Raw genomic sequence first — 20,623 nt, forward strand, 5'->3', positions numbered from 1 at the left:
CGCTTGCCTGCGGCTCCTGCTTCTGTTGCTCTCTTCGGATGAAGAGAGAGGGGACCATGCGGCCATGATGGAAGGGCTGAGGAATGCCATGAATCTGCTCTGGCTCATCGTGCTTCTTGGTGCGCTGGTCGGGGTGATTCCTTTCCTCTTCGCGCTGGTCCGGACGATCCGCGGGAAGCAATGGCCGCGCTTACGGAAGCTGGTCCTGATCCCGCTGCTGGGATTCGGTCTCTTCCTCGGTGCGAATGCTGCGGTCCGCCACTTCAGCTACCGCGAGTATCTGGCCAATCTCTTCGATACGAAGGTGGCTCTGGGGAAACCGGTGTTCGCCTACGATTCGGAGCGCTCCTTCAATGGCGATGGCTACTCGATCACGGTCTACGAACTGCCGGACCCGATCCGGCAGCGCTTCTCAAGCGCCGATGAAAGGCTGCTGAGCGAGTTTCCCAAGCGACCGGGTTACCGCAAGCATTGGCAGTCCGAGTCGTGGCGGCGCACGCCTTTCGAGGCGCGGTTTGCTCGTGAGGTCGATATGGCCCTGAACGATCTCCGCGGCGGAGATCTCAAGACGCGGTTCGCGGAAGTCCGCGAGACGCTTTCGAAGGAAGGGGCCTACTACGCCTTCTTCTACAAGAAGCCGGGCGACTACGTTGCCAATGTGGATTTCTACATCGTCGATCTTCCGGGCAATCGATTGTATATCATCAATCACAATACTTGAGGCCCATGAGGCGCTGGATTCTGCTCACCCTGCTTTCGCTCTCCATGCTGGCCTCGGGGTTCGTGCTGAGTGGCTATCTACATTGGACGCGGGATGTCGCGCGTCGTGATGAAGATGAAGCGCGGCACGCTGAGGAAGTCGCGGGCCTTCGCCAGCGGATTTTCGGCGACAACTACTTCCATCACGAAGGCCTCTCCCCGGAGATGGATTCGCGCCTCGCGGCATTTGACCCGGCGAAGGATGGATCACGGCTCAGCCTGTCATACGCGGGAGGCATGAGCGGCCGGGAGTTGCATCTCGTTCTCTCCGGAGATGGAAGTCTGGAATCCGAAGAGAATGGTGAAAGTGAACGCTTGGCCACGATCCCCGCCGGGCAGTGCAGGAGCGTCTTTCTGCAAGTGCTTCGTAGCGGCTTTCTCAACTACTCCGAGGGCACGGTTGAGCTGAAAAGGGAACTTCTGTGGCCGGGATCCCGGCGCAGTGTCACGGACAACCCGGATACCGTGATTCGCATCACGGCGCCGATGCTTGAGATCGATAAAACGGTGTCGATCTACACACCGCAGGTGGAACTGGACAACTATCCGGACATCATCGAGTACCAGATCTTCACCCGGATCGAGAAGGACATGCTCGCCTTGGTTCCGGAGGGCAAGTCACCTTGGAAGGAGTCGAGGTGAGCTTGCCATCCTAGACCGCTTATCTTCATCCTCCCCTCATGTCCACCGCTGCCCCTCCTGCCACCGAGCCGCTCTACCGCTGCATGACGAAGGGCGTGAAGGGCGCGGCGGAGTCCTTCGAATACGGCATGAGCTGGGTCACCTCACGCCGCGCGAGGCTCAAGGTCTTCCCGGACCGGCTGGAGTGCGGCGATTGGGCGATCCCCTACGCGGCGATCACCGATGGTGTGCTCTTCGAGACGCGGCAGATGTTCATTCCCTGCTACATCCTGAAGGTGCGCACCGCCACGGAGTGCTATCAATTCGGCCTGAACGGGAATAAATTCTGGCGCAGCGAATTGCCCTTTCCCGTCACGCGGCAGAAGGGGCGGCTGAAGTATTCGGCAGTGAGCATCGCGATGCGGGTGGTGCTGCTGATTTGTCTGGCTTGGTACTGGTGGTCGAGCACCCGTTGAGATGGCGATGCAAGATCCCATGGAAGACCCGCCACCCGGCACATGGCAGCGTCCGCAGTCGCGGTCGCGCAGGACCTTCGGTTGCTTCATGACGGTGCTCGGAGTCGTGGTGCTGCTCTTCCTGCTGCTGCTGTGGTCGATGCCGGATTGCAGTGCCTCCTCCAAGCAAGCGAAGGTGGCGCGCGCTCTTTCGCCGGAGCAGTTTCAGGAGCTCCACCGCGTGATGACCGAGTTGAGAGCCTCGATCCCCGAAGAGGACCGCGACTATCAGAACGACCTCTGGGGCGATCGGATCCCTCCGTCCTTGCGATGGCTCAAACCCGCGGTGGTGAGGGTGGGCGGTGATCATCAGGTCATCCGTCTGGAAGGCTGCATGGATCACTTCCTGGACTTGCGATTCTATCGACTGGGGGAAAAGCCGGGAGTGGTGGAGAGGGATCTCAGCCCGCGGATCGTTCTCGTATCGGGTGAATTCGATCGGCAGGAGGAAGTGCTGTGGCGCGCTGAGAAGCCTGTCGCCGAGCCGAAGTGAAGCTTGGCAAGGCTTGCCCCGCCCGGTCTCATTTCCGAAGTGATCGCCGAGATCCCGCAACCCTTGCCCGAGTTCCACTGCCCGCTCTGCGGTGGGCCGAACGACTGCGCCGCGGCGGCGAACTGCAGCTTCACCGCGCCCTGCTGGTGTCGGGAAGTGACCTTTGCCGCGGAGCTGCTAGCCCGCGTGCCGGAGCCGATGAAGGGCCGGGCTTGCATCTGCCGGGCCTGTGCGGAAGCAGCGGCGGCGGGGCAGGGTAGCCTGACGGATTCTTCACCGCCCATGTCGTGACTTTGTATCGACCGCTTGCGGCGGGCGGCTCAGTGGTATTTATTCTCACATCGTAGCCCTATCTCATGAAAATCTCGATTGCACGGATCGCCCTTCTTTCCGGGATGCTGATCCTCCCCGGAGCCGCCAAGGAGCGCACTTTTACCAGCGCGGATGGCAAGGAACTGACGGCTGAGATCGTCTCCGCCACGGAGAAGGATGTGACGGTCAAGAAGTCCTCCGACGGCAAGGAATACAAGCTGCCGCTGGAGCGCCTCTCGAAGGCTGACCGGGACTTCGTGGCCGCGTGGCTGGAGAAGGCGAAGATCAACATGCGGGCGGAGAAGGACATCGAGGTGGAGTTGGAAGACGGCACCAAGCGGACGATGAAGATCCCCGCGGGCGAGTATCTCTCCTGGGACGGGACCCTGACCCTCTACGCCGGCGAGACGGTTCACCTGGAATTCGCGAAGGATGGCGACAAGTGGGGTGACGCCGAGGTGGTGGCGGAGGTGAAGCACCCGGAGCGGACCATCACCTTCTCGCTCACCCGCACGCCGCAGATCACAAGCCTGAACCGCAAGACGGCGATGCAGGAGACCGTGGCGGTGGATTGCGGTAGCCGCGAGATCGGCTCCGAGGACTTCGCCCGGAACAACCTGATCCCCACGGAGAAGGGGAAGGAGGCCACCGATAGCTGGGGCGGCGCCGTGTGGAACGTGCGCCTGACGAATATCGATGTGAGCACCCGCCCCGCGCTCGAGGTCTACGAGGAGCGGCTGGCCAAGTGATGGGCAGCATGCGCAGCGTCTGTGTCTTCTGCGGCTCGAATCCCGGGCGCGATCCGCTCTATCGGGAGGCCGCGCAGTCGCTCGGGCGCTATCTGGCAGGGCAGGGGATCGGTCTCGTTTATGGCGGCGGCCGCGTGGGTCTGATGGGTGCGGTGGCGGATGCGGTGCTGGCAGCCGGTGGCCGTGTCACCGGCGTCATCCCGCGCGCGCTGGCGGAGAAGGAGATCGAGCACACCGGGCTGAGCGAGCTGCACGTGGTGGACTCCATGCACGAGCGCAAGCTGATGATGGCGGATGCCGCCGATGGCTTCATCGCCCTGCCCGGAGGGGTCGGCACGCTGGAAGAGATCTTCGAGGTGATCACCTGGACGCAACTCGGCATCCATGTGAAGCCTTGCGGCTTCCTCAATGTCGGCGGCTTCTTCGATCCGCTGCTGGGCTTCCTGCGGCACATGGCCGCGGAGCAATTCCTGCACGGGAAGCACCTCGAGATGATCGCCAGCGAAAGCGATGCCGGTGCCTTGATCGCGCGCATGGCCGCCTTCACCCCGCCGCAGGTGGAGAAGTGGGTGGACCGGCAGGTGAGGCCCTGAATCATGGAAACCCGGGAATGAAATGCCTGACCGATAGCGAAGTTTCCGTCTGGCTGCAGCCACGCGGGATCGCGGAGGACCCCTATGCCAGAGGAGTAGCGCCGGAGCACTACCTCCAGTTCCTTGTGCCCCTGAAGTATTCCCGGATCGAGAGCTTTATCGGTTGCTACTGCCGACAGTTAATCCCTGAGAGCGAGTTGCTGATCCAAGTGACGGATTGGGCTCACTACACGCCGGAGCAGATGTTGATCGTGGACGGGATCCGCGCGCTTCATAGAGAGCAGCGATGCTTGATTGATGCGCCGGGCCATTGGATCGCACCGGACGAAATGCCGGTCGCCCTGGCGCTCTTCACCCACTGCACTGCCGCCGCCTGGAGCGCCTATCTTTACAGTCCGCAGGATCGGACCACGCTTCACATTTGGGAGGGAGAGCTCTTCGATTTCTGGTCGGACAGCGCCGAGAAGCACGCCGCGATGCGGGCCTTGCTTCGCGAGTTCAAACTTGAGGAAACATCGTCGACGAAACCCGAATCGTGAAGAAGCTTCTCATCCTCCCGCTCCTCGTCGTCATCGCCTGCCTGCTGGCGGGTGCCTACGGGGTCTTGCACGATCAATTCACCTACAGCATCTCCAAGGAGTACTACACCAAGTTCAAGTTCCGGCAGTTCGGTTTGCTGCACTCGCCGCTGCCCGCGCGGGCGATGGTGTCGATTGTCGGCTTCGGGGCCACCTGGTGGATGGGGCTTATCATCGGCTTGCTGGTCGGGGCTGTGGGATTCATTCACTCGGGGCCGCGCCGGATGTTGATCGTCTCGCTGCGATCGCTCGTGCTGGTGATTGCGGTCAGCCTGTTGGTCGGACTGGCGGGCTTGGCGTATGGATTCTTCCGGACGACCACCTTCGACCTTGCTTCCTATCGCGGTTGGTTCATTCCGCCCGGTCTGGAGGAGCCGCGGCGTTTCCTGCTGGTCGGCTACATGCACAATGCGTCCTACCTCGGCGGCGCGCTCTCGATCGTGGTTGCATGGATCTATCACTTCCGGGTCCGCAGGCAGGACCGGCTGCGAGGCGGCGATTGATCTCCCTCCGCAGAGCTGCTTATCTTTCGCGCGAACCCGCGTCTCCCCGATGCACATCAGCAACTTCAACTGGGTCTGCTTCGAGTGCCGCACGTCCCGCCGCGAGCCGAAGCTGGCGCGGCGCGTACCGGTCTGTGCGGAGTGCGGCGCGGATTGCTTTTGCCTCGGCTACAAGGTGGAGGTGCCGCGGCGCTACGCGGTGCGGGAGTGGCGGAAGCTGCGGGATGAATGCCGCCGCCGCTACCACATCGGGCGGGATTCCGTGCGGCGCTGGAATATCCGCCGCATCCACGCGCTGGAGCAGGAGATCATCCGCCGCGAATCCATGCGGGAGAACAAGGACCGTAGCTATCTCATCAAGCGACTGAAGGACGAACTCGTGAAACGCCGCTCGCTATGAAGGAATCCGACAGCAAGCCCGCCAGCGTGGACGACTACATCGCTGGCTTCCCCGCCGAGGTGCAGGCGATCCTGAAGAAGGTCCGCGCCACCGTCACCGCCGCCGCGCCCGAGGCGCAGGAGGTGATCAGCTACCGCATGCCTGCGCTGAAGCAGAAGGGCATCCTTATCTTCTACGCCGCCTTCAAGGGTCACATCGGCTTTTATCCACCCATCACCGGCGATGCGAAGCTGGAGCAAGCCGCCGCTCCCTATGCCGGGGAGAAGGGCAACCTGCGCTTCCCCTACGACCAAGCGATCCCCTACGAGCTGATCGGCAAGCTTACCGAGCTCCGTGTCGCGCAGGACAAGGCGAAGGCGGCGGCGAAGAAGCGGAAGCCATGACTCCCATGTCCCTCCGGGGCAAGGGGGCTATTCCAAACGCACACTCCCCAGCTTGTCGCCGCGTGGCCGTCGTGCATGCTGGCCCAATCCGTGGCAAGCAAACCCAAGATCTACATCCGCCCGCCGGACTTCCCCGATGCGGTGGCCTTCGTGGCGGCGGCGCAGCGGAGCAAGAAGCTTCACGTCCCCTACATCATCGCGCCGGACACACCGGAGAAGTTCGCAGCCTACCTGGAGCGCATGGCCGCTCCGGCGAATTATCCCTTCCTGATCTGCCGTCGCGATACGGAAGAGCTGGTGGGCGTGGTGAATCTCACGCACGTGATCCGTGGCATGTTCTACAGCGGCTACCTCGGCTACTACGCCTTCGCCGGTCACGAGCGGCAGGGCCTGATGAAACAGGGCCTGCAGGCAGTGGTGAAGCACGCCTTCAAGGAGATGAGGATGCACCGGCTGGAGGCGAATATCCAGCCGGCGAATACGCCCTCCATCGCGCTCGCCGCCGCCTGCGGCTTTCACAAGGAAGGCTTCTCGCCGCGCTACCTGAAGGTGCGTGGCAAGTGGCGAGACCACGAGCGCTGGGCGATCGTGCGGCCTTAGAAAAAGGCCATTCGGCTTGTTCGGTGGGACAGGGTAACAGAGCTTCATGGAGAACCCGGTGATCCGACAATGACCACACCTGAAAGCAACACCGACTTTTCTTCCGCCATGGATCGAGCCATGAGAATCCGGGAGATCTATCACGCGCTGGAAACGAAGAACCACGGCAGCGCGTGGACAATCCAAGAAGACATGATCGGATTCACCTACGATGTGGGTGAACTGGGACGGTTGCTGATGGCCGACGAAGGCCGCTGGGTCTATCCCGGCGATCTCAAGCAGGATCTAGAGCACAAGCTTGCGGAGTGCCTGTGGTGGCTTCTCGTCTTCTCCGGGCGCCTGGGGATCGATCTCGATTCCGCCTTCGCCTCGAAAATGGCGGAGCGGGAGTCCGAGCTCTCCGCCAGTCTCGCGGGACCGGCCGCGGAGGCTTGATGTCGACCACGCGAGGGGCGGCTTGGATCTTGATCGGACTGCTGTCACTAATTATGGGCTGTCATTCCCTTACGAAATCTCTCCTCTCCCATGAATATTTTCTGGCGTATCTTGCCGGTCCTTCTGGCAGTCCTTGTGGGATCTTCCTGCGGCGAACGCGGCAGCACCGCCGGTACCAGTGCCAGTCCCGCGGATACCAAGGCCTTCAAGATCGAGGGCGAATGGGAACCGGTGGATGGCACCTCCAATGGGGAAGCGCCGCCACCCGGCTACTTTGATGACATGGTCTTCGAGTTCAGGGCCGGGAAGATGCGGCTCAACGGGTCGAGCGCTGTGGACTACAGCATCGATGCCAGCACCACCCCGGCGCGGATCGATATCAAGAATAGCCTGAACCAAGTGGGCATCCTGAAGCTGGAAGGAGACCGCCTGCATCTCTGCACCGGCGTGGGCGGGCGCAGGCCGAAGGAGTTCAAGACAGCGGCAGGTAGCAACGAGACCTATCTGGTGCTCAAGCGGAAGGAGAAGCCCGGTGAGTTCCTGCCCGTGGACCTGAAGGTCGGCGGCATCTATGCCAAGGAGAGCGACGACGGGAAGTACAGTCTCCTGAAGGTCCTGCGCGTGGAGGACGACATCGTGCACATCCGTTTCTATGAAGACCGCTTCGACAAGATTCCGTTGGGTGTCGTGACCAAGGATCTCAAGGTCCTAACCAGCCACGCCCCGCTGGAGCGGAAGGCCTTCTTGGAAGCGGAGCGCGACCTCGTCGCTATTGAGGCGGTCTCGGAAGACGAGTTGGGCGGCTACCGGCTTTATCAGAAAGCGATGGAGGAGGGGACTCGATGAAGGGAATTTCTATGAGATTGTTTCTGCTTGGCCTGCTCTTGCTGCGCCCCCTCGCGGCGGAGCCGCTGGATCTGGCCTTGCCCGGTCCGGTGAAGATCGAGAAGGCGACCTACTACTTGAACGGCGACAGGACCGGCGGGTCGGTGGCCGTGATCTTGATGGATGCAGAGGGTCGCAGCCATGACGTGCACTACATGACTGCGGATTTCCCGCCGGAGGAGGGCGGCGGAAAGCTTTCGATTCGGCGCAAGCCATCAGATAAGGACGAGAGCTTCGAGAAGGGCAGCAAGGAAGAGGCCCGGCTCTTGAAGCTGCTGCGGGCGGCCTGTATCGAAACCTACGGCTCCGCCGATGTGGCCCGGTTGCGTGAGGGCAAGGGGAGAGGTGATGCGATGCATGGTTTCGCCATGTCCTGCCTGTTGCACCACTTCCCGGAGAAGGGGAAGTGAGCGAAGGGCGGCATCCGGTGGCGATGTGGGGAGAGTTTGATTTCCCAGCGTCGATCCGCGAAGGTGTTCGCTGCCATGGCGGATGAGATCCATGTCATCGATGTCGCGCCGGTCTTCACCGCGGTGATCCGGGAGCGAGTGGCGCGTGATGAGCTATCCCGTTTCGTCCCCGCGGCGTGTGGCGAGGTCTGGTCCTTCCTCCGCGATGCCGGCCTGCCGAAGCCGGGTCGTCATCTCGCGCTCTATGGAGCGGATGGCATGGTGGAGGCGGGCGTAGAGGTCGGCAGCCCTTTAATCAACTCGGGTCGGGTGCTCGGCTCGCAACTGCCTTCGGGTCGCGCGATCACGATGGTTCACCACGGTCCCTATGATCGACTTGGAGAAACGCATGCGCGCATCCGCGAGTGGTGCGCGGTGCAGGGTTTCCGCAGCGCGGGCATCTGCTGGGAGCTCTACGGTCACTGGGAGGAGGGGTGGGAAGAGGATGCTTCCCTGATCCGCACCGATGCGTTTCATCTTCTCAAGCCGGAAGATATCCAGCCCGCAGATCCGCCATGAACTTCCTAGCCGCGAGTGATTCCTCCGTATGGCGCCTGTTCGCCAGGGGCCAGATGAATGGCGTCATCCTTCTCGGCCTTCTGATTGGAGTTGCCTTTGCTTGGTGGATCGGCTGCTCGCGCCCCCGTTTCCGCGCGCTCCGCCTCTTCTCGGCGACGGCGCTCGCCATCGCGGCGCTCTCGATCGCGATTGTCGCTATCTACCGATGGCCGCGGGTAAAGGACCCCCACAACTTCGAGTCGCAGCGCCTGCCTCCGGGCTACATGCTCTTGTACGGACCGGCGGAGGATTCCTACGTGGGGTCGATCATCGCTCCGGATGGACGGGAGATCAGCATGGATGTGGGCGCGATGGCCGGGATCTTCGCCGATCCCCGCGAGCGTGAGAAGTATGACCGCTTCAGCGAGTGGATCGTCGAAGGGCACAAGGCTTACGTCGCCGACAAAAGGTATCCCGATCCTCCTTCCCGCTTTCTGTCCATCACCTTCGAGAAAGGCTGGGTGAATTTCATCGCCCGGATTGATCGGGATGAGGAAGTGGAGGAGGTCAGGAAGCTGGTGATGACTTATCGACCCCGGGACTAGAATGCTCTCCATGAAACTCGCTGCCATCCGCACTCATGCCCTCGCGCTTCCGGAAGTCACGGAAGAGCCGCACTTCGACTTCTCCTCTTTCCGGGTGCGCGGGAAGATCTTCGCCACAGTGCCGCCGGATGAGGAGCACCTGCATGTCTTCCTCAAGGAGGGATCGCGGATCGCCGCGCTGGAGCAGTGCTGCGCCTTCGCGGAGGACCTGCACTGGGGGAAGAAGGTCCTCGGCCTACGCGTTTCACTGCCGGAGGCGAATGCCGCCGCGGTGAAGAAGCTGCTCGAACTAGCGTGGCAGGAGAAAGCGCCCAAAACCCTCGCCGCGCAGTGGCGCGGGAATCGTTTGCAAAGCTAAAGAATCGGCGGACTGTGCCGGATGACGGAGGCACCGACGAACATCTGGATCAAGTGCGCGGCCGGTCTCACGGCGTGGATCGCACTGGCAGCGGTGGCTTCTTGGTTCGTCTTCGGGATGGCCGGCTCGCAGCCTTTCGGGCTGGTGCTGCTGGTCTGCTCGGCGGTGGCGCTGCTCGTCGGCTTGGTCCTGCTGCCGTATAACATCATCGAGGCGGGATACATCGGCATCATGTTGAGCGTGGCGCTGCTCCTGCTCGGGTGGAGTTCGCCCTTTGTCGCCAGCGCCCTAGGCGGAATCGTGACCGGCTTCTGGTGGAGCCGGGTGACACGCTGCCAGTGAGGACGGGGCTCGCGCGCACGCCAGAGCGGCTGTACCGCGAAAGGGTCCACCCACCCCCGGATCTTCTAAAAAAGAAATCCGCCCGATCCGCGAAAGAAAGCGGATGCGAAATGCGTCTTTTCTAGCATATTGAATGCGATGAAGGCGTCCTCGGCGTGGAGTTTGGTCGGAGCGGGCCTGCTGTTTCTGGCAGTCGTCCTGATCGTCCGTGCCGGCGGGCTCGCGGAGGAAAAGGGGAGGGAAGAGGCGCGCGCCTATGCGAAAGCAAGGGAGCCCTTCCCCCGTGAGGCGAAGAGCGATTCCGCCCGCGCGGGATCAAAGCCGCCGCGCGTGCCGGAATCCGCCGGGAACCCGCGTATGCGTCTGAAGCAGATCCATGTCGAGGGCACATGGGAGCACAATCTCATGCGCTCCCTGCTCGGGCCCTTTGATTCCTCCGAGCTGCGCCGTGTGGCGGAAGATCCGCAGCGCGATGAACGCCGTTTCCTCCAGCTGCTCCTGCGCGCCGCCGCGGAACGGGATCCCAGCTTCCGCGATCTGCTCGGTCGCCCCGCGCTGCGGCAGGATCCGCAGGCGGAACTCGGCCTGCTGACCTATGCCTTCTCCATCACCCGCAATCGCGAGGCGCTGGAGAAGATCCTGAAGCTTCACACCGACACTACTCCGGAGAAGCGCACCTGGGACTCGAACGAAATCATGGCGCTGGCGGTGATCGATGAATGGGACCTCACGCGAAAGGCGCTTGTCGCCCATCAACTCAGCGGCGATAGCAGCGGCGGCGATGCGAAGTATGCCTTCTGGTTGAAGCGCCGCTATCTCTTCCCGCAGGACAAGAGCTTCCCGCAGAGTTTCGAGGAGTTCACGCGGCAGATGGAAGAGGAGCAGCGGAAGAATGATCCGGATGGCTGACGGTGATCACCCGATGTTAGGAGGACGACTTCGTCGTTCCGGCCGGGGGCGTCACCAGGAGAGAGACCCCATGGCGATCGAGGGAGGATCCGCCCCGCCGGAAGCACAAGAGTGCTTTCGCTACGATCGCCCGCTTCACGCGCGGCTCAGAACGGCGCCTTCACCAGCGTGGCCAGCAGTTCTTCCATCAGCTCGGCATCCTCTTGCTCGCCGCGCACGGACCATGCGGTAGCCAGCTCCTCCACCACGCGCACCAGCAGCTCGCCCGGCGTGGCGGCACGGGTGGCGATCATGCGGATATCCCGCGGGTAGCGGCGCATGCGGTGCGCCAGATCATCCGGCTGTACGCGGCGACCCTTCACCAGCGGCTCGCTGAGGATCACGCTGCTGTCGTCGTGATAGCGGCAGAGCAGGGAACGCGGCAGCAGCAGCCCGTCCACATCGATCTCCAGACGGTGAGCGACCAGCAGGAAGATGATACCCAGCCCGACGGCATTCGAGGGATTACCCGCCAGCACATGGGCCAGATCGTAGTTGTCCGGATCATCTTCCTCACCGGTGTTCGCGGTGAAGCGGCCGCTTTCGAAAAGAGCGGCGTTGATCCCGGTGGCACCCAGATCGGCACCGGTGACCTCCAGCTCCTCGGCGATCAGGTCGAGCGCATCGCCCAGCGGTTGGCGCAGGCTCACGCCATCGTGCAGGTAATCGGACAGGCTGCGGAGCAGCGCTTCGAATTGATCCCAATCGTCCGCCACGGCGGCGGCACCGCCGGCGGGCACGATCCACTCGCGGCGCAGGCGCTCTCGCCGGGCCGGCAGCAGCAGCAGGGAGAGCAGCTCGGTATCGGCCTCGTTCAGCTTCACCGCGGACTCGCCCAGCAGCTCGCTCACATCCCCACCGAAAGCGCCCAAGGCCTTCTCCACCGAAGCACGCACGGGCGGTGAATCGTCGTCGAGCAGCCTCAGCAGGACGGAGAGGCGCTCCGGAGAAGTGTCGGTACTGTTGGTCACTAGGAGAGAAAAAATGAGAAAAGGACTGGGGTCGCGTGCTTGGGGTTTCCCCGTGATAAACGCGTTGAAACGTCCTGCAATGCTCAATTTCCTAACAAGGGAAGGCCTCTCATCATGCGGAGTGATGCTGTCATGATACCCAGCGCATACCCTATATGGGTGTGTTTGTAGCAAATCACCCCGCGTAATCACGGTATATTGACGTTTCAGATTTGCTAAATGATGGGTGCGGCTCTACACCGCGCCCCCGCATGCGAACTTCTCTCTCGCTCCTTTCATCCCTCGCTCTGGCTACCGCCTCCGCGCACGCTGCCATCATCGTCAGCTACGCCGAGGTCCCCGGCCAGTACAACTCCACGCTCCAGAACACGAGCGTGATCGACTTCAACTCCGCCACCACCGGCTACCAGGAGAGCCTGACTTGGAGCGGCGTGGGCACCTACTCTCCGGTTACGGTGAATGCCGCCGATGTCTATGGCGGCGCCGGCAATCCCGATGGCTCGAACTACCTGGTGCAAGGCGCCAACGGTCCGTCCGCGACCACGCTGACGCTTACCAATCCGGTGAGCTACTTCGGCCTCTGGTGGTCGGCAGGCGATAACCAGAACGTGCTGGAGTTCTACTCCGGCACCGACCTGGTGGCGCGCTTCACCACTGCTTCGCTGCTCACCGCGATCACGGCGGATGGCGGCTACATGGGAAACCCTGCCACCGGGATCTTTGGCGATGGCAACGGCACGGAGCCGTACGCCTTCGTGAACTTCTTCGGCGAGGACGAGGGCGTGTCCTGGGACCGCATCGTCTTCACCAACGAAAGCGGAAGCGGATTCGAGAGCGACAATCACACGGTGCGCGATCTCACATGGGGTGGATACGGTGGCGAGACCGGTCCGCTCCCCGGCAATCTCGTGGCCCGTGTGGAAGGCAACAACGTTACACTGATCCCCGAGCCTGCGAGCGCGGTATTGGGAATGCTCGGGTGCTTCACCCTCCTGCTCCGCCGTCGCCGCGCTTCGATCTAATTTTTACCCCGGAAGTCACGGCCCGCCGGCAAGGTTCACCGGCGGGCTCTCCGTGTACAGGCAAGCTCTCGGCTGCCATGGCTGGGTGCGGTTGCATCCAGCGACGCGGAGGATCGTGAAATGCACGGCAGCGGCTCCACCCCATGCTCCGTGAATCTCCCGTAAGTCGGGCGAGTTCTTTGTAGCGCAGGCGATTGGTGACGGATGCATGGATCGACCATGAGGAGGAACATTTCCTGCGAGAGTGAGACGCGATGAACCTCTGCTTGGAATCTCCCCACTTTCGCAAGGTCGTGAAGCCGCTGGACCTGAGTTCTCACCACGACTTCGAGGGCGACTATCTGCGGGAAGGTGAAGCGATCGCAGGGGAGCGCTTGCACCGTGACGATTGTGAGATCGGTGATTGGGTTCTGGCAGCCGGAGTTCCCGAGTGGACCACGAAGACGCCGCGGCATCTACACCTCACGGCCGATCATCCCGGCCGCCGGCTCTTCGTCAGGGGGCTCCGCGTTTCAAAGGGAGAGCCGGTGGATGTCTGGGTCAGGATGTGAGCGCCCGGATGGAGCCGCAGCGGCCTAACGGAATAATGCTGAGCAAGAGGCATTGCCACCGCGCGCGCGGCTGCCTTGATCGTCGCCGTGAATCGCCGCGGCATCCATCGCTTAATCCCTGAAGACTGCGCGGTAGGCGATTGGGTGCTAGTGCTCTCGGTGCAGCATTGGGACGACTCCTTGCCGGAACAGCACAGCATCGCCATCCGCGATAACGGCAGGCTGGAGGAGTGGACCTTCCAAAAGGGCAGCCGCGAGTTCCAAGGGAAGGATGCCGCGGTCTGGATCCGCGTGAGCTGATCCTCACCACTGTGGCATCGCGGCGACGATCTGCATCTTCTTCCTGCGCGCTGCCCACCATGAAGCGGCGAGCCAGAGCGGCAGGTAGCATGCGAGGATCAGCCAGAGCGGGATCACGCGATCCATGCGCTCCTCATGGTATGCTTCCGTATCGGTCACGCTGGCTCCCCACTCGAAGCCGGGGAAGGCACCGCTGCCGTCTTCATCGAAGAGTTCGTAGCGGCTGAACTTTCCCGCTCCTTGATCGTGCGGGTAAGGATCCGAGACGAGATCGGTGCCGAAGGGATCCGGCTTGCTTGTCACGCTGCTCGACTCGATTTCGATCGAGCCGAAAGAGAGCAGCACCGAGTGGAAGGTGGAGTCCTGGTGCCGCAGCCACACGGTACCGTGAACCATCGAATCAGCCCACGCCCACAGCAGCATCACGATCGGGAATAGCCCGATGAAGAAGGTGCCGGTGCGGTGAATGGCGATGCTCACGCGCGGAGAGTGCTCCAGCTTTGCGGAAAGGAAAGCCCGGGACTCATGCCGGGCCAATCTTCCTGCCCGGCTATCGGCACGGTTATGCGCTATCCGGATAGCGGCCGGGATATCCGGACAAGTCTGCGCCGGGTATCCTATCCGCTATCGTGGTGTGCCGACCTGCGGCCACGAAAAAGCCCGCCGGAGCGGGCCAAGGAAAAAGGTGAGGAATGGTGCGCGATACTGGTTTCGAACCAGTGACCCCCACCGTGTCAAGGTGCGTTTAGTGGCTCAGCGCGCGTCATAATCCTCGAAAATCGGCCTGAAGTGGTCAATTTTGCTGAAGGTTTGGGCACCGGTTGGGGCACGAATTGGACACCGATCATGGCTGCAAAGGCAAGCTGCACACAGAGTGTGCAAGATTCGATGGCACCGTTGTCCGATTTGCGTCCGAAGCCATATAGATTCGTTTGGCTACCTTCCTGCATAGGGGACCGCATGAAAGTGTTCGCTCTTCGACTGTTGGCAATCCCCGTCATAGCACCGCTTCTTTTCTCATGCGATGAAGTTGGGGACAACGACCATCCAAACCTCCAAACCCGGGAGGGAATCTCGCCACCTCAGATGATCGACGGTCGCCAAGAGAAGATCCTCCCAGGCACACGCAACGACAGAGGAACCGATCAGGACTGATCAGCCGAATCTCGCTGTCTTCTTGGAATGGCAGGAATGGCAGAGAGGCTGATGGTTTGCCGGGTCATACATCGCGCCTCCCATCCGCACCGGGCGGATGTGATCGGTGTGCCCTGCTGGTGCGACAGCTCCCACGGGGCCGAAGGACACAACAACCACGGTGCCGCCCTGCCACGTCCTTACCCGATCGCAATAGCAGATCGGCTGAGCTACGAGGTAGCGACGGCTGTAGGCATGCCAAGCCCTATCGTATGTCCTTGTATCTCTAAGGCTTCGAAATGTCTTAGCCTTGCTTATCTTACGGGTGAATCGTGCATTTCGCATGAAGTTTGGTTAAGATAAGTTAAAAACTAAGGTATCCGAAGGGGGGAGGGGGTCAAATCTCTAGCGCAGGCCAACCGGAAGAGCGCGCCCAAGCTTTTTTAATCGCTCTGTGAGTTTTGAGGGGGGGTGGGGTCAACGCCCCCAAAGTCGGGTCAACAGGTTTTTTTCTGAAGGTCCTTCAAGGGACATTGGGCCCGATCAAACGCCCATGGGAGCCCGCGGACCAGCACCGAAAGACAACCTCGCCTCGATGGCCGGGGTGCTCGAACCCTTGCGCCAGAAGGCTCCGGACGGGATCCGCGGCGGCAGCAGCGCGAAGAAGGAGTATGAGCGTCTTGCTGCCCAGCTTTCGAAGCTGGGCCACCTCACCGACCTCAACCGGCAGGCGCTCGTGAACTACTGCGAGGCTCGCGAGCTCGCTGACATGGCCCTCGATGAACTCCACGCTCTGGGGGTCACCTTGGAGAATGCCGAGAGCGGGAACCGCTACATGAACCCGGCCATGACGGCCTTGTCGATGTCCCTTGCGACCATGGAGCGGGAGGCGAAGGCGCTGGGCATGACTCCCGCCGCATTGCAGTCGATCAAGAACGTCAAACCCCAGAAGAGTGAAAAGAAAGAGGGAGGACCCAGCGCCTTCCTCACCTAAGCGGAAGCCGAGGGCGGGGGCAGGTAAAAAGAAGGATGTGCCACCGGTCGAGCACGTGGCAGAGACCTATGCCCGCGAGGTGACGGGAGGCGCGAGGCTTGCCTGCCAATGGGTGCGGCTGGCATGTGAGCGGTTCCTGCGCGACCTGAAGCGGAAGGATATCCGCTTCGATGTCGCCGCGGCGGACCGTGCGATCGCGTTCATCGAGAGCTTCCGCCACTACAAGGGCGAGTGGGCGGGCCAGCGGATGAAGCTCGAGGCATGGCAGAAGTTCGTCATCGGCAACATCTTCGGGTGGAAGTGGTCAGCGAGCGGCCTGCGGCGATTCAAGTATGCCCACGTCGAGGTACCGCGGAAGAACGGCAAGACCCTGCTAGCCGCCGGTATCTCGCTCTACATGCTGTGTGCCGACGGGGAAGGCGGGGCCGAGGTCTACAATGCCGCCACCAAGAAGGATCAGGCGATGATCCTCCACAAGGATGCGAGGGTCCTGATCGAAAAGAGCAAGGACCCGGACTTCAAGGCGGCTTTCTCGATCCGGAAGAACCCTCCGATCATCGAGTATGAGGCGGCGGACAGCTACATGCGCCCGCTCGGCCGCGACACCGAAGGCGACACCACCGACGGCCTCAACCCGCATGCCATCATAGCCGACGAAACCCATGCCTGGGCGACCGAGGGTTTCTGGAACGTGCTCAACTCGGCCCTCGGGGCGCGGTCGCAGCCTCTTTTTCTGATGATCACCACGGCCGGTTACCGCTTGTCGGGCGTGGGCCGCCAACACTCGCTGATCGTGCAGCGCATCCTCAGGCAGGAAGACGGAGGCGAGGGCGACGATTACTTCGGCATCATCTACACGATCGACGAGGGCGACAACATCGAGGAACCGCTCACTTGGGCGAAGGCCAATCCCCTCTATGGGATCACGGTCAACGAGAAGAAGTTCAGGTCGCAGATCGCCTTGGCCAAGGCCAACCCGGCGATCAACCGAGAGCTCAAAACCAAGTGGCTGAACCTATGGATCAATCAGGCCTCGCTGTGGCTGGACTCCGACAAATGGCTGCATTGCAAGCTGGAGTTCGACAAGGAGCAGCTCGCGGGCAAGCGCTGCTACGGTGGCCTCGATCTGGCCATCACGCGCGACCTCTCGGCGCTGGTGTGGGTCTTTCCCCCGCAGGAAGGCATCGAGCGGTGGACCTTCCTGCCCTACTTCTGGTGTCCCGCGGAGGACATCGTCACTCGCTCGAAGCGCGACAAGGTGCCCTATCAGACCTGGGCGGAGAAGGGATTCATCATTCCGACGCCGGGCGAGGTGATGGACCAGGGCTACATCCACCGGCAGATCCTCGAGGACTGCGGACGCTACGACGTGCAGGCGGTGGGCTACGACAAGACCTATGCCGCCTCACTGATCAACCCGTTGGTGGAGCAAGGGGTCAACATGATGAGCTTCTCACAAGGGATCATGACGATCTCGCCTTATGCGAAGGAGCTGGAGCGCTTGGTGATCGAGGGCACCAACTTGAACCACTTCGGCCACCCTGTGCTGGCATGGAATGCCGGCAACGTAGTGGTGCACATGGACGCAAACGGCAACATCAAGCCGGACAAGAAGAACTCGGAGGACCGGATCGACGGGATCATCGCGGCGATCATGGGTCTCGGGGTGGCAATCGAGACCGAATACGGTGGCTCGCTCGCCGGCGACTGGGGTTGCACCGTTCTATAGGAAAGGAAAGACAGTAGCGCCAGTGACGCTCTCGCTGTAGGATTCGCGGGTGATCTTCGAAATCTACCGGGATTCCAGCCAGCTGTTTCACTGGAGGCTCTATCTTGCCAAGACCGGGGTTACGGTCGCGCAGTCGCCCGAAGGGGTTAGCCAGTTCGTTGTCTGCGAGGCAGCCATTCAACTCGTGAAGTCGGTAGCGCCTGCGGCGGAGGTGGTTGTCAGGTCCGGTGCTGAACGGCCCGAAAGTGAATCGCCGGGTGTCCCGCCCCCGGCCGGTTGACGCCAGTCTGGCGGTGTGTTCCGCCGATTCCAAGCTGCCGTCGCCGCCTTCTCGGCATCCGCCAACACGCCGGCCGTGCCGCTCGATGGTTCCCCTTCGCAGGGCAACCTCGATGTCACGGCGCCGATCTCCGATTGGCGGCGAATGTGGGGGGATGGGGAGGGAGGCACGTCTTCCGCGGATCGTCTGGCCGCGGTCTATGGCTGTGTTTCCGTGATCGCCTCGTCGATCGCAGCGATGCCGCTGCAGCTCTATCGGAGCAGCGGGGACAAGCGGGAGCGGGAGCGGAAGCACCGTTTGGCTGGGTTTCTGGGGGATGCGCCGAACGAGGCGATGACCTGGCCTCAGCTTCGGGAGGCGCTGCTCTACACCATGATCCTGCGGGGCAACTCCCACTCGCGGCAATTCTGGTCGGGAGGCTTCGTGCGCGAAATGTTCCCGCTGCCGCTGGGGACCGTGACTTCGAAGATCACGGACTTGCGGCGGGTGGTCTACGAGATCGGGACCAACCCTTGGAAGGTGCCTGCGGGTAACTTCTCCAAGCCGGACGTGGCGCACTTCAAGGCGTTGTCGGCGGATGGGATCGACGGGATCAACCCGATCAAGCATTGCCGCCTTTCCACCGCGGCGGCGGCGGCCTTGGCGACCTACGGGAAGAACTCGGCGGAGGACGGGCAACCGATCCGCGGGATCATCACCGCCCAGACGACCTTCAAGAATCCCGATCAGGCGAAGCAGGTGCGCCAGCGCTGGAGCGAAGCGTGGCGCGGGGCGCAGAACGGCGACGGGGTGGCGATCTTCGAGGGCGGGGACATGAAGTTCCACCAGGTGACGATGAGCATGCGCGACGCGCAGTTCATCGAGTCGATGTCTTTCTCAGTCGAGGAGATCTGCCGGATCTTCAACGTGCCGCCGCACAAGGTGCAGAAGCTCGACCGGGCGACCTTCAACAACATCGAGCACCTCTCGCAGGAGTTCTACATGGCGACGCTGGTGCCGTGGATTGTCCGGGTCGAGGCGACGCTCAACCAGTGCTTGCTGACGAAGGGGGACCGGGAGGCGGGCTACTACCTCCGCCACAATGCCGACGGTCTGCTACGCGGCGACCTGAAGAGCCGTGCGGAGGCCTATTCCAAAATGGTGGGCAGCGCCCTCAAAACCCCGAACGAATGCCGCGCCTTGGAGGACCTGCCTCCGATGGAAGGCGGCGATCAGCTCCTTTTCCCGACCAATCACGTGCCCCTTGTGAAGCTGGGGCAGGAACTCGCGCCCGAACCGCCCTCCGACCCATGAAACGACCCGTCCTCATCGAACACGAAGAGATCTTCGAGGCTCTCGACCAACGCAAGCTGACGCCCGCCATGAAGGCGAAGCGCCCGGAAAACGTGTTGCCCGAGATCACCAACCTTTCCGGTGGCAGGAAGAAGAAGGCCGCCACCATGTATCTCTACGACGCCGTTTCCTACTGGACCGGCAACGACGCGCGGAGCTTCCAGCGGATGCTGGCGCAGACCGACGCGGAAGAGATTCACCTTCACATCAATTCCCCGGGCGGCTCGGTGTTTGAAGGTGTCACGATTTTCAACCTCCTCGCCGACCATGATGCCGACGTGATCGTCCACATCGACGGGCTGGCGGCCTCTATCGCCTCCGTCATCGCTTTGGCGGGCGACACCATCAACATCGCGGAAAACGGGATGGTGATGATCCACAACCCGAGCGTGGTGGCCTGGGGCGACGCCACCGTGATGCGGAAGCAGGCGGAGATCCTCGACAAGATCCGCGATGCGATCGTCAACACCTACGAGACGCGGACCAAACTCGACCGGGCCGCCCTCACGACAGCGATGGATGCTGAGACCTGGTATTCCGCCGACGAGGCGATCCTGTCCGGCTTTGCCATGCACAAGGTGAGTGCGAGCGAGGCCACGGCGTTGTGGGTGCCCGGCGACTTCGAAGGCCTTCCCGCGGCCGCGATGATACTGGGTAAAAAGCCCGCCGATCCGGCGCCGGCCGATCCTCCCGAACCGGAGAACATGGGCACGCTGGAAGATGTCACCGCCGCTTCCGACTTCATCGCCCGCATCAGAGCCAACCATGGACTCTGAAATCAAGGACCTGATCCGGGAGTTCATTGACGCCCTGACGGATCACTCTGCCGCCCTGCGCGAACATGCGGAGGCCTTGCGCTTGGAAGCAGGCGCGGAAGAGCAGGAGCCCGACACCTTGTAGACCATGAACCCCGGCACGATGAAACACCCGATCCGGTTCGAGCGGCGCTCGACCGAGGTAGATGCGCTTGGGCAGCCGGTGCCGGAATGGGTGCGGGTGGGGGCTTGCTTCTCGCGCCGGATGAGCGAGCGGGCGAAGGCGATGGAAGAGATCGCCGATCGGGAAAGCGAAGGTCGCACGATGCTGTTTCGAGTCCGGACTCGCCCTTTCGTCGGATGGTACCGGGAAGGCGATCGCTTGGTCGAGCCGCCGCGCAACGGGCTTCCGGAGAAGATCTGGTCGATCGATGGGTGGGCGGAGGTGGAAGGCAGCAACGGCATGTATGTCGACATCAAGGCCTCGACCCCGGCTGAACGCGGCGAATGAGGGTCGCGGACCGTTCCG

Annotated in this window: 32 protein-coding genes and 1 tRNA gene; 29 read left to right on the forward strand and 4 right to left on the reverse strand. The window is 62.2% G+C overall.

Features of this window, described 5'->3' with window-relative positions; genetic code table 11:
- The first annotated feature begins 88 nt into the window (after positions 1 to 88).
- The 20 genes from OJ996_RS23530 to OJ996_RS23625 all read left to right on the forward strand — a co-directional run bounded on the left by OJ996_RS23530 (position 89) and on the right by OJ996_RS23625 (position 10,987).
- Positions 89 to 721, forward strand: a complete 633-nt coding sequence (locus OJ996_RS23530) for a hypothetical protein (protein ID WP_264516160.1) — start codon at positions 89 to 91, stop codon at positions 719 to 721.
- 5 nt (positions 722 to 726) lie between these two features.
- Positions 727 to 1,401 carry a hypothetical protein gene (locus OJ996_RS23535; RefSeq protein ID WP_264516161.1) on the forward strand — a complete coding sequence of 225 codons (675 nt, stop codon included), beginning with the start codon at positions 727 to 729 and terminating at the stop codon, positions 1,399 to 1,401.
- 38 nt (positions 1,402 to 1,439) lie between these two features.
- A complete protein-coding gene (locus OJ996_RS23540; protein ID WP_264516162.1) occupies positions 1,440 to 1,856 on the forward strand; it encodes a hypothetical protein in 417 nt (138 codons plus the stop codon).
- A 19-nt stretch (positions 1,857 to 1,875) separates the two neighbouring features.
- Entirely contained in the window at positions 1,876 to 2,388 is a 513-nt protein-coding gene (locus OJ996_RS23545) for a hypothetical protein (protein ID WP_264516163.1), read from the forward strand.
- A 39-nt stretch (positions 2,389 to 2,427) separates the two neighbouring features.
- Positions 2,428 to 2,679, forward strand: coding sequence for a cysteine-rich CWC family protein (locus OJ996_RS23550; protein ID WP_264516164.1), 252 nt, complete (start codon positions 2,428 to 2,430; stop codon positions 2,677 to 2,679).
- A gap of 65 nt (positions 2,680 to 2,744) precedes the next feature.
- Positions 2,745 to 3,449 (forward strand): hypothetical protein, encoded by a 705-nt coding sequence (locus OJ996_RS23555; RefSeq protein WP_264516165.1) that lies wholly within the window; start codon positions 2,745 to 2,747, stop codon positions 3,447 to 3,449.
- An 8-nt stretch (positions 3,450 to 3,457) separates the two neighbouring features.
- The gene (locus OJ996_RS23560; protein ID WP_264516166.1) at positions 3,458 to 4,042 is read left to right on the forward strand and encodes an LOG family protein; all 585 of its coding nucleotides are present in this window, start codon (positions 3,458 to 3,460) and stop codon (positions 4,040 to 4,042) included.
- A 17-nt stretch (positions 4,043 to 4,059) separates the two neighbouring features.
- Positions 4,060 to 4,581: a hypothetical protein gene (locus tag OJ996_RS23565; protein WP_264516167.1), complete on the forward strand. Its 522-nt coding sequence runs from the start codon at positions 4,060 to 4,062 to the stop codon at positions 4,579 to 4,581.
- Positions 4,578 to 5,123, forward strand: coding sequence for a hypothetical protein (locus tag OJ996_RS23570; protein ID WP_264516168.1), 546 nt, complete (start codon positions 4,578 to 4,580; stop codon positions 5,121 to 5,123). The genes OJ996_RS23565 and OJ996_RS23570 overlap by 4 nt, the downstream gene beginning before the upstream one ends.
- Before the next feature lie 49 nt (positions 5,124 to 5,172).
- Complete coding sequence (locus OJ996_RS23575) at positions 5,173 to 5,523, forward strand: hypothetical protein (protein WP_264516169.1); 351 nt, start codon at positions 5,173 to 5,175, stop codon at positions 5,521 to 5,523.
- Positions 5,520 to 5,906 carry an iron chaperone gene (locus OJ996_RS23580; RefSeq protein ID WP_264516170.1) on the forward strand — a complete coding sequence of 129 codons (387 nt, stop codon included), beginning with the start codon at positions 5,520 to 5,522 and terminating at the stop codon, positions 5,904 to 5,906. The genes OJ996_RS23575 and OJ996_RS23580 overlap by 4 nt, the downstream gene beginning before the upstream one ends.
- 90 nt (positions 5,907 to 5,996) lie before the next feature.
- Positions 5,997 to 6,506, forward strand: coding sequence for a GNAT family N-acetyltransferase (locus tag OJ996_RS23585; protein ID WP_264516171.1), 510 nt, complete (start codon positions 5,997 to 5,999; stop codon positions 6,504 to 6,506).
- A gap of 120 nt (positions 6,507 to 6,626) precedes the next feature.
- The gene (locus tag OJ996_RS23590; RefSeq protein ID WP_264516172.1) at positions 6,627 to 6,941 is read left to right on the forward strand and encodes a nucleoside triphosphate pyrophosphohydrolase family protein; all 315 of its coding nucleotides are present in this window, start codon (positions 6,627 to 6,629) and stop codon (positions 6,939 to 6,941) included.
- A 90-nt stretch (positions 6,942 to 7,031) separates the two neighbouring features.
- A complete protein-coding gene (locus tag OJ996_RS23595) occupies positions 7,032 to 7,787 on the forward strand; it encodes a TIGR03067 domain-containing protein (protein WP_264516173.1) in 756 nt (251 codons plus the stop codon).
- Between the two features lie 11 nt (positions 7,788 to 7,798).
- Positions 7,799 to 8,236 carry a hypothetical protein gene (locus tag OJ996_RS23600; RefSeq protein WP_264516174.1) on the forward strand — a complete coding sequence of 146 codons (438 nt, stop codon included), beginning with the start codon at positions 7,799 to 7,801 and terminating at the stop codon, positions 8,234 to 8,236.
- A gap of 75 nt (positions 8,237 to 8,311) precedes the next feature.
- Entirely contained in the window at positions 8,312 to 8,794 is a 483-nt protein-coding gene (locus tag OJ996_RS23605) for a GyrI-like domain-containing protein (protein ID WP_264516175.1), read from the forward strand.
- Positions 8,791 to 9,378 (forward strand): hypothetical protein, encoded by a 588-nt coding sequence (locus tag OJ996_RS23610; protein WP_264516176.1) that lies wholly within the window; start codon positions 8,791 to 8,793, stop codon positions 9,376 to 9,378. Before OJ996_RS23605 ends, OJ996_RS23610 begins: the two co-directional genes overlap by 4 nt.
- A gap of 10 nt (positions 9,379 to 9,388) precedes the next feature.
- A complete protein-coding gene (locus tag OJ996_RS23615; protein WP_264516177.1) occupies positions 9,389 to 9,736 on the forward strand; it encodes an MmcQ/YjbR family DNA-binding protein in 348 nt (115 codons plus the stop codon).
- A gap of 21 nt (positions 9,737 to 9,757) precedes the next feature.
- The gene (locus OJ996_RS23620) at positions 9,758 to 10,078 is read left to right on the forward strand and encodes a hypothetical protein (RefSeq protein WP_264516178.1); all 321 of its coding nucleotides are present in this window, start codon (positions 9,758 to 9,760) and stop codon (positions 10,076 to 10,078) included.
- 138 nt (positions 10,079 to 10,216) lie between these two features.
- Positions 10,217 to 10,987: a hypothetical protein gene (locus OJ996_RS23625; protein WP_264516179.1), complete on the forward strand. Its 771-nt coding sequence runs from the start codon at positions 10,217 to 10,219 to the stop codon at positions 10,985 to 10,987.
- A 146-nt stretch (positions 10,988 to 11,133) separates the two neighbouring features.
- Here the strand turns inward: OJ996_RS23625 and OJ996_RS23630 are convergent, their stop codons facing one another.
- Positions 11,134 to 11,997 carry a transglutaminase family protein gene (locus OJ996_RS23630; RefSeq protein WP_264516180.1) on the reverse strand — a complete coding sequence of 288 codons (864 nt, stop codon included), beginning with the start codon at positions 11,995 to 11,997 and terminating at the stop codon, positions 11,134 to 11,136.
- Between the two features lie 251 nt (positions 11,998 to 12,248).
- On the opposite strand from OJ996_RS23630, the gene OJ996_RS23635 reads away from it, so the two are divergent.
- From OJ996_RS23635 to OJ996_RS23645, 3 genes are all read left to right on the forward strand, one after another.
- Complete coding sequence (locus OJ996_RS23635; RefSeq protein WP_264516181.1) at positions 12,249 to 13,019, forward strand: Npun_F0296 family exosortase-dependent surface protein; 771 nt, start codon at positions 12,249 to 12,251, stop codon at positions 13,017 to 13,019.
- A 254-nt stretch (positions 13,020 to 13,273) separates the two neighbouring features.
- On the forward strand, positions 13,274 to 13,570 hold the full coding sequence (locus OJ996_RS23640) for a hypothetical protein (RefSeq protein WP_264516182.1): 297 nt from the start codon (positions 13,274 to 13,276) through the stop codon (positions 13,568 to 13,570).
- An 87-nt stretch (positions 13,571 to 13,657) separates the two neighbouring features.
- The gene (locus OJ996_RS23645) at positions 13,658 to 13,870 is read left to right on the forward strand and encodes a hypothetical protein (RefSeq protein WP_264516183.1); all 213 of its coding nucleotides are present in this window, start codon (positions 13,658 to 13,660) and stop codon (positions 13,868 to 13,870) included.
- A gap of 3 nt (positions 13,871 to 13,873) precedes the next feature.
- Here the strand turns inward: OJ996_RS23645 and OJ996_RS23650 are convergent, their stop codons facing one another.
- From OJ996_RS23650 to OJ996_RS26480, 3 genes are all read right to left on the reverse strand, one after another.
- Positions 13,874 to 14,350 carry a hypothetical protein gene (locus tag OJ996_RS23650; RefSeq protein WP_264516184.1) on the reverse strand — a complete coding sequence of 159 codons (477 nt, stop codon included), beginning with the start codon at positions 14,348 to 14,350 and terminating at the stop codon, positions 13,874 to 13,876.
- A gap of 213 nt (positions 14,351 to 14,563) precedes the next feature.
- Positions 14,564 to 14,632, reverse strand: a tRNA-Ser gene (locus tag OJ996_RS23655).
- Positions 14,633 to 15,025: 393 nt separating this feature from the next.
- Complete coding sequence (locus OJ996_RS26480) at positions 15,026 to 15,349, reverse strand: HNH endonuclease signature motif containing protein (protein WP_345783807.1); 324 nt, start codon at positions 15,347 to 15,349, stop codon at positions 15,026 to 15,028.
- A gap of 208 nt (positions 15,350 to 15,557) precedes the next feature.
- Between OJ996_RS26480 and OJ996_RS23660 the strand changes: the two genes are divergently transcribed.
- The 6 genes from OJ996_RS23660 to OJ996_RS23685 all read left to right on the forward strand — a co-directional run bounded on the left by OJ996_RS23660 (position 15,558) and on the right by OJ996_RS23685 (position 20,605).
- Positions 15,558 to 15,998, forward strand: coding sequence for a phage terminase small subunit P27 family (locus tag OJ996_RS23660; RefSeq protein ID WP_264516185.1), 441 nt, complete (start codon positions 15,558 to 15,560; stop codon positions 15,996 to 15,998).
- 37 nt (positions 15,999 to 16,035) lie between these two features.
- Positions 16,036 to 17,727, forward strand: a complete 1,692-nt coding sequence (locus tag OJ996_RS23665; protein ID WP_264516186.1) for a terminase large subunit — start codon at positions 16,036 to 16,038, stop codon at positions 17,725 to 17,727.
- A 295-nt stretch (positions 17,728 to 18,022) separates the two neighbouring features.
- On the forward strand, positions 18,023 to 19,300 hold the full coding sequence (locus OJ996_RS23670; RefSeq protein WP_264516187.1) for a phage portal protein: 1,278 nt from the start codon (positions 18,023 to 18,025) through the stop codon (positions 19,298 to 19,300).
- Entirely contained in the window at positions 19,297 to 20,115 is an 819-nt protein-coding gene (locus OJ996_RS23675) for a head maturation protease, ClpP-related (protein ID WP_264516188.1), read from the forward strand. The genes OJ996_RS23670 and OJ996_RS23675 overlap by 4 nt, the downstream gene beginning before the upstream one ends.
- Positions 20,105 to 20,239 (forward strand): hypothetical protein, encoded by a 135-nt coding sequence (locus tag OJ996_RS23680; protein WP_264516189.1) that lies wholly within the window; start codon positions 20,105 to 20,107, stop codon positions 20,237 to 20,239. Before OJ996_RS23675 ends, OJ996_RS23680 begins: the two co-directional genes overlap by 11 nt.
- Before the next feature lie 3 nt (positions 20,240 to 20,242).
- A complete protein-coding gene (locus tag OJ996_RS23685) occupies positions 20,243 to 20,605 on the forward strand; it encodes a phage head completion protein (protein ID WP_425605575.1) in 363 nt (120 codons plus the stop codon).
- Positions 20,606 to 20,623 lie beyond the last annotated feature (18 nt).

The organism is Luteolibacter rhizosphaerae, assembly GCF_025950095.1.
Classification (GTDB): domain Bacteria; phylum Verrucomicrobiota; class Verrucomicrobiia; order Verrucomicrobiales; family Akkermansiaceae; genus Haloferula; species Haloferula rhizosphaerae.